General features: G+C 42.9%; 4 protein-coding genes. All 4 read left to right on the forward strand.

Going from position 1 to position 7,877, the window contains the following annotated elements:
• The first annotated feature begins 47 nt into the window (after window positions 1-47).
• The 4 genes from mutS to JUE95_RS05655 all read left to right on the forward strand — a co-directional run bounded on the left by mutS (window position 48) and on the right by JUE95_RS05655 (window position 7,296).
• Window positions 48-2,669, forward strand: a complete 2,622-nt coding sequence (gene mutS / locus JUE95_RS05640; RefSeq protein ID WP_203649841.1) for a DNA mismatch repair protein MutS — start codon at window positions 48-50, stop codon at window positions 2,667-2,669.
• A gap of 12 nt (window positions 2,670-2,681) precedes the next feature.
• Window positions 2,682-4,664, forward strand: coding sequence for a DNA mismatch repair endonuclease MutL (gene mutL / locus JUE95_RS05645; protein WP_203649827.1), 1,983 nt, complete (start codon window positions 2,682-2,684; stop codon window positions 4,662-4,664).
• Between the two features lie 162 nt (window positions 4,665-4,826).
• Window positions 4,827-5,063 (forward strand): YkuJ family protein, encoded by a 237-nt coding sequence (locus JUE95_RS05650; RefSeq protein WP_203649828.1) that lies wholly within the window; start codon window positions 4,827-4,829, stop codon window positions 5,061-5,063.
• A gap of 175 nt (window positions 5,064-5,238) precedes the next feature.
• Window positions 5,239-7,296 (forward strand): LTA synthase family protein, encoded by a 2,058-nt coding sequence (locus JUE95_RS05655; RefSeq protein WP_203649830.1) that lies wholly within the window; start codon window positions 5,239-5,241, stop codon window positions 7,294-7,296.
• Window positions 7,297-7,877 lie beyond the last annotated feature (581 nt).

The following is a 7,877-nucleotide window of genomic DNA, read 5'->3' on the forward strand; positions in this document are numbered from 1 at the left end:
GAAATGAAGTAGAGGTGGAGAGATTGGCGAAAGTAAATCAGACGCCGATGATGGTTCAGTATCAAAAAATTAAAGATCAGTATCCAGACGCTTTTTTATTTTACCGTTTGGGTGACTTTTATGAAATGTTTAACGATGACGCTATCAAGGGCGCTCAACTATTGGAATTAACGTTGACTACTCGAAATCACAGTTCCAAAAACCCAATTCCAATGTGCGGTGTGCCGCATCACGCCGTCCAAAACTACATTGATATTTTAGTGGATAGGGGCTATAAAGTCGCTATCTGTGAACAGATGGAAGATCCTAAGTTAGCCAAGGGAATGGTGAAGCGTGAAGTGATTCAACTGGTCACTCCCGGGACGCAAACGGATACTGGGGCAGGTAACGCAAAGGAAAATAATTATCTGACGGCGTTAACTCAGGTTGATCATAAATTTGGTTTTGCTTATGCAGATCTGTCCACTGGTGAGCTGAAAGTGACCTCGCTGGATAGTTTTGATTCAGTATTAAATGAAGTCATGAGTTTGCAGACTAAGGAGACCGTTGTTGATAAATCAGTCGATGCTGACGTTGTTGATCAGCTGAAAACGGTTGGTATCCTGATTTCGCATCAGGATGAGGCTGAAGTGAAGTCCGAACTCAGTTATCTGACGCAGGGGGTAGAAGTCACTGAACAGTTAACAGTATTGCAGCATTTGTTAACTTACATTGTGACGACTCAAAAACGCAGTTTGGCACATTTACAGCGGGCAGTCATTTACGAGCCGACTTATTTCCTGAAAATGGATCACTATTCTCAGCGTAATTTGGAATTGGCGCAAAACATGCGGACCGGCAAAAAGAGCGGTACGCTACTGTGGTTACTGGATGAAACCAAAACGGCAATGGGTGGTCGGCTGCTCAAACAGTGGCTGGACCGGCCGTTAGTGAGCCGCAAAGATATTTTGGCTCGTCAGAAAAAAGTGAGTGTGCTGGTTGATCAATATTTTGAACGTAATAGCCTGCAAGAAGAACTGACTCAGGTTTATGATTTGGAACGGTTGGCTGGCCGAGTTGCTTTTGGCAGCGTTAACGGTCGTGATTTAATTCAGTTAAAGACGTCGCTGCAACAGATTCCCAAGCTGCAGCATATTTTAAATGAGTTGCCAGAATCGGCTTTTAACGACATTTATGAACGGTTGGATCCAATTGATAACGTCACTGAAGCCATTAATTCAGCAATTGTTGATGAACCGCCATTGTCCGTAACGGATGGCGGCGTCATTAAAAACGGTTATGATAAAACACTGGATTCTTATCGGGAAGCAATGCATAACGGTAAACAGTGGATGGCTGAACTTGAGGCTTCAGAACGGCAGATTACCGGGATCAATAACCTGAAAATCGGTTATAATCGGGTCTTTGGCTACTATATTGATGTGACAAAGGCGAATTTAAATAAGCTGCCAGAAGGCCGTTACGAACGGAAGCAGACTTTGACCAACTCCGAACGGTTTACGACGCCGGAGCTAAAGGAAAAGGAACGTTTGATTCTTGAAGCTGAGGAAAAGTCCACCGATTTAGAATACAAGTTATTCGTCAAGGTTCGTGAGCTGGTAAAAGCTAACATTCAACGGATTCAAAGCCTGGCACATGCTGTTTCTGAGCTGGATGTGCTGCAGAGTTTTGCCGATATTAGTGAAAAATACCGGTTCGTGGCACCAACGTTTACAAAATCAGGTCATGACTTGGAAATTGTTGAAGGCCGCCACCCGGTGGTTGAAAAAGTGCTCGGCAGACAGACATATGTTCCAAACGATGTTAAAATGCCAGAGAAAACCTCGATTTTGCTCATTACCGGGCCTAACATGTCTGGTAAGAGTACTTACATGCGTCAGCTGGCATTAACTGTTATCCTGGCACAGATGGGGTGTTTTGTACCGGCTAAGTCTGCTAAAATGCCCATTTTTGACCAAATTTTCACCCGAATCGGGGCGGCGGATGATTTAATTTCTGGCGAAAGTACCTTTATGGTGGAAATGAAGGAAGCTAACGAAGCCCTTTCCCACGCTACTGCTAATTCATTGATTCTATTTGATGAAATTGGCCGTGGTACGGCGACTTATGACGGAATGGCCTTAGCACAAGCCATTATTGAATTTGTGCATGACCGGGTCCACGCTAAGACGCTGTTTTCGACCCATTATCATGAGCTGACCGTGTTGGATAAGAGTTTAACGCATTTGAAAAACGTCCACGTCGGCGCCGTTGAAAAAAACGGTGAACTGGTTTTCCTGCACCAAATGCAAGATGGGCCAGCTGACAAATCCTATGGGATTCACGTGGCTAAGCTCGCCGGATTGCCTGATTCACTGCTAAAGCGGGCGGATACGATTCTTAACCACTTAGAAAAGACTCAGGATCAGCATGCTACGGTAGAAGTAGCAACTGAAGATCGTGTCGTTCAGCCTGAACCTCAGCCAACGGAACCTGAACCCGCAGACGAGGATGATGAAGAAGATACTCAATTGTCCCTGTTTGGCGAACCGGAGAAGAAGTTAACGAAGGCTGATAAAGTGGCATCACAGGTTAAATCATTGAATTTAATGGGAATGACACCTATGGACGTAATGAATCAAGTTTATAAATGGCAGCAGCAGTTGGAGCAAACAAAGAAAAAACGGTAATGGGGTGAAAAAATGGCAGCAATCCATGAACTTTCAGCAGTGTTATCAAACCAAATAGCAGCGGGTGAAGTGATTGAGCGGCCAGCCTCAGTTGTTAAGGAACTGGTGGAAAACGCCATTGACGCGGGTAGTCACGAGATCGACATCATCGTTGACGAAGCCGGACTAAAATCGATTGAAGTGATTGATGATGGGAGCGGTATTGAAGGGGATCAGTTGGAACTGGCCTTTCACCGCCATGCTACCAGTAAAATTGTTGACCGTAGAGACTTGTTTAAAGTGCATTCTTTAGGCTTCCGTGGTGAGGCGTTGCCAAGTATTGCCTCTATTGCTGACGTTGAAATGGTGACGTCTACGGGTGGCGAAGGTCAGGCAATCCACATTTCGGGTGGCAAGGTAATTTCACAGAAGCCGTCGGAGGCACGTCGTGGGACTGATATTACGGTTAAGGACTTGTTCTATAACGTTCCGGCGCGGCTGAAGTACATGAAGTCACTAAATACTGAACTCTCTAAAATTGTGGATATTGTTAACCGTCTAGCGCTGGGCCACCCGCAGATTCAAATTTCTCTGACTCACAATAACCGTGAACTGATGCGAACGGCTGGCCGTGGTGATCTGCGGCAGGTCATTGGCAGCATCTACGGCATGAATAAAGCCGGCAAAATGCTTTCCATTGAAAATTCTGACGCTGATTTTAAAGTCAGCGGCTACGTTTCTTTGCCGGAATTAACCCGCGCCAGCCGTAATTACATGACAATTCTGCTCAACGGACGTTACATTAAAAATTATCAGCTAACTAAGGCCATCATCGAAGGGTACGGTTCTAAACTAATGGTGGGCCGTTATCCGGTAGCTGTGGTGAACCTCGAAATGGATCCGCTGCTAGTTGATGTGAATGTTCACCCAACGAAACAGGAAGTTCGAATTAGTAAAGAAGCGCAACTTGGTGAAATGATTTCCGCTACCATTCGGGAACGGCTAAGTCAGCAAAACCTGATTCCAGACGGGCTGACGAATCTCAGAAGGGGCCAAGTTGATCCTAAGCAGGTTGCTCAGAACTTAGCGGCGGTTTCCACTACTCGCGGTCCCCGGACGATTAGTCAATCGACTACTCAATCGGCTGCACCGCATGCAGAAAGTACAGCACAGCATAAGCAGACAGAAGCTAGTGGTGCACTGTTTGATCAAAAACCTTCTGACGGTACGGATAAGCCAATCGTAATTCATTCGAAAGATGAGCTGAATTCACCGGCAGTTTCGGCGTTTGAGGAGAAGTACCAGCAGCCCCAGACACCGTTCAACGAACCGGTACCAGGAACTACTGCCAGTGCAACTTCTAAGCAAAAGCCACAGGAAACAGAACTGATCGACAGTCAGGACCGTTTTCCTAATTTGGTCTACATTGGGCAATTTCACGGTACGTATTTGTTGGCACAGTCGGATGAAGGCTTATACATTCTTGATCAGCACGCTGCTCAAGAGCGGGTCAACTACGAGTATTACCGTGAAGCAATTGGTGAAGTCAGCGACGATCAGCAACGGCTATTAGTACCGATTGTGCTGGATTACAGTACCAGTGATATGCTGAAAATTACCGATAAATTGGCTACTTTAGCGGCGGTGGGGCTACATCTTGAGCAATTTGGGCCAAACAGCTTTATTCTCAGGCAGCATCCCACTTGGTTTAAGGCGGGACAAGAAGCTGATACAGTCAAAGAAATGATTGACTGGGTTTTGCGGGATGGTCATTTGACGGTGGCTCAGTTCCGGGAAAAAACGGCGATTATGATGAGCTGTAAACGGGCAATTAAAGCTAACCATCATTTGGACGATCAACAGGCCAAAGCGCTGATCGAACATTTGAAGACAGCAGAGAATCCGTTTAACTGTCCTCACGGCCGTCCGGTACTGATTCATTTTACGGACACAGACATGGAGAAAATGTTTAAACGAATTCAGGAGTCGCACCGTTCGTTGCGATCAGAAGCTTAATCATATAAAGCAGGCTAATACCTATTGGGGGTACTAGCCTGCTTTTGTATTTGTAAGCGGTCTAACCAAAAATTCGTTAGGTTATTTGCAAAAACTCGTGCTTAGTGCAACAGTATTTGGTAGAATTAGACTGTTAAATTTGAAATCGGAAAGGGGATTCTCATGGAAGAATCACAATTAATCGGCATTATTAACCGACTTAAAGCAATGCAGGAAGATGCCGGGGATGAGCCACAGCCACGTCGCTTCGAAAAAGAGGGCGTTGAGATGGCACAAGTTGTCTATCACCCGGAAACACAAACTTATAGTTTAGATGAGTATCAAGCTAAGGAGCACTTCGAGTTTGATAACATTGATTTGATTGCGATTGAATTATTTGAATTACTGACCGATAACTAAAACAAAAACTATGGGGGACCATAGTTTTTATTTTTATTGCTGTTAATGCGTTATTATCGAGATATTGATATCACTTCAAGTCTGAAGTTTTTTCAAAGTAATTGGGATAAGATTGCTATTTTATAGAGATTCGATATAATGGCATTTGTTAAGTTTAACCTGGAGGCACGATGTTATGTCGGATTTTGTAAAACGGACGGCTGCTAAGTTTAATACCGTTTTTGGGTTCTTTATGTTAGTGGTTGTTTTATTTTGTATCAAGACGTATATCGCGTATCAGACGGAGTTTAGTTTAGGGGTTAAGGGTGGCGTACAGCAGTTTTTGCTTGCTGTCAATCCAATTCCGGCCGCGCTGTTGCTGTTTGGTATTGCACTATACTTTCGTGGACGCTTAGTCTACTGGCTAATGATCCTAATCGATCTGATTCAGACTGCTTGGATCTTTGCCAACATTATTTACTATAGAGAGTTCTCTGATTTCCTCTCCTTTGGGGTGATTAAGGGATCTGGTAATGTTCAGAACAATTTGGGTAAGAGTATTGCTCAGATTATCCACCCAACTGACTTTTTGGTTTTTCTGGATATTATCATCTTAATCGTGCTGTTAATGACACACGTGATTCGTGTTGATAGTCGGCCGTTTAAACGTCGTTATGCGTTAACCATGACGGTTTTAGCGTTTTCCTTAATGGGTGCTGAATACGGTATGGCCAATGCTAATCGTTCCGGTTTATTGACCAGAACCTTTGATAATAATTACTTGGTTAAGTACCTCGGGTTAAACGAGTACGCTGCTTTTAGTGTGTACCAGACGCAAAAACAGAGCTCCACGCGGGCTCATGCGAATGCCGGTGACTTGCAGAGTGTGGAGAAGTACTTGAAGCACAATCGAGTGGGGGATAATCCTGCTTATTTTGGAACGGAAAAGGGTAAAAACGTCATTATCATTCATTTGGAGAGTTTTCAGCAATTTTTGATTAACTATAAGGTGAATGGCAAAGAAGTTACGCCTAATCTGAACAAGTTCTATAAGAATCAAAATACCTTGAGTTTTGATAATTTTTATAATCAAGTGGCACAGGGGAAGACCTCCGATGCTGAAATGATGCTTGAAAATTCGTTGTTTGGTTTGCCTCAAGGATCAGCTATGACAGAATATGGGACCCAAAATACGTTTCAGGCAGCACCTGCCATGTTAGGACAGAAGGGGTATACCTCTGCCGCTTTTCACGGTGACGTGCCAAGTTTCTGGAACCGGGATAATACTTATAAGTCATGGGGCTATAATTACTTCTTTAGTTCTCAATACTATAAGGAAAAGCCGAATTATACGGTTGGTTATGGACTGAAGGATAAGATTTTCTTCCGTGATTCAGCAAAGTACCTGCAACAATTGCCGCAACCGTTTTATGCAAAGCTAATTACGCTAACGAACCACTATCCTTATGAGCTTGATAAACAAAACACTGATTTTCCAGCAACCAAAACTGGCGACAAGACGGTGGATCCCTACGTGCAGACAGCTCATTATTTGGATGAAGCTTTTGGTGAATTTTTAACGTATATGAAGCAGTCAGGCCTGTACAAAAACAGTGTGATCGTTTTATACGGGGATCACTATGGTATTTCGAATAACCACCGGCCAGCCATTGCACAGTTGCTGGGTAAGAAGAAGGTAACGAATTACGACTTAGCACAGTTCCAGAAGGTACCGCTGATGATTCATGCTGATGGTATGAAGGGCGGTATTAATCATACGTATGGTGGTGAAATCGATGTTTTGCCGACGTTAATGGACCTGCTCGGTGTAAAAGACAATCATACGATTCAGTTTGGTAACGATCTGCTGGCGAAGAATCGTAATCAGACGGTTGCCTTTAGGAATGGTGATTTTGTAACGCCGCAGTTCGTGAAGACGGGCGGTACTGTTTATGATACTAAGACTGGAGCCGTGATCAAACCTAATGCCAGTCAAAAGAAGACACTCGCACGAGAACAGAACCACGTAACGTCCGAACTGTCTTTGTCTGACCGGGTTATTCAAGGAGATTTATTAAGGTTCTATCAACTGAAAGACTTTAAGTCAGTTGATAAGGCAAAGTATAACTATAAGTACTCTAATGGCATGCAGCAGTTAAAAGATGCTCAAAAATCAGAACCTACTAGTTTAATGGCGAAAAATCATGGTAAAGTAACGGCCAACTATAAAACGGATGCGCCTGAACTTAAATAACCATGACAAAGGAACGGTGCATTTAGGCATCGTTCCTTTTTTGTTTCAAAAAATGTAAAATACTTCTTGACCAAGAATGCATATCTTGGTAATATTATATTCGTTGTTAAAAAGCAGACGCGTTAATCTCTCGAATAATTATACACACCGTTCTCATGGAGAAGATGAATGTATAAGAGTTGTGATTTATTGATGGCGAATGTTTTCTCAAGAAGATTTATAATTATTCAAATTATTGATTGACTTAAGATTCAACGATTGTTATACTGATTAAGTTCTGTTAATTCAACGAATGAATATAAGAGCCGATTTAATCGCATTTGAAAAATAATTTATGCCAAATATTTTAAAAGATATTGCTTGACATAAATTAGCTCAGATGATATGATTTAAAAGTTGACTGATTAAATATTCATTAGTCATTCAGAACAATGTAGACCTTTGAAAACTGAACAAAGTTTTGTTTCACAAATGTGCAGGGTATATCAGTTTCGGCTGATATCAAATGTAATTTGCGAAGTCAATTTCGCTAGTAATATTAATGAGTCACAAACAATCATAAATTGAGAGTTTGATCCTGG

The sequence above is a fragment of the Secundilactobacillus yichangensis genome (assembly GCF_016861565.1).
Lineage (GTDB): Bacteria > Bacillota > Bacilli > Lactobacillales > Lactobacillaceae > Secundilactobacillus > Secundilactobacillus yichangensis.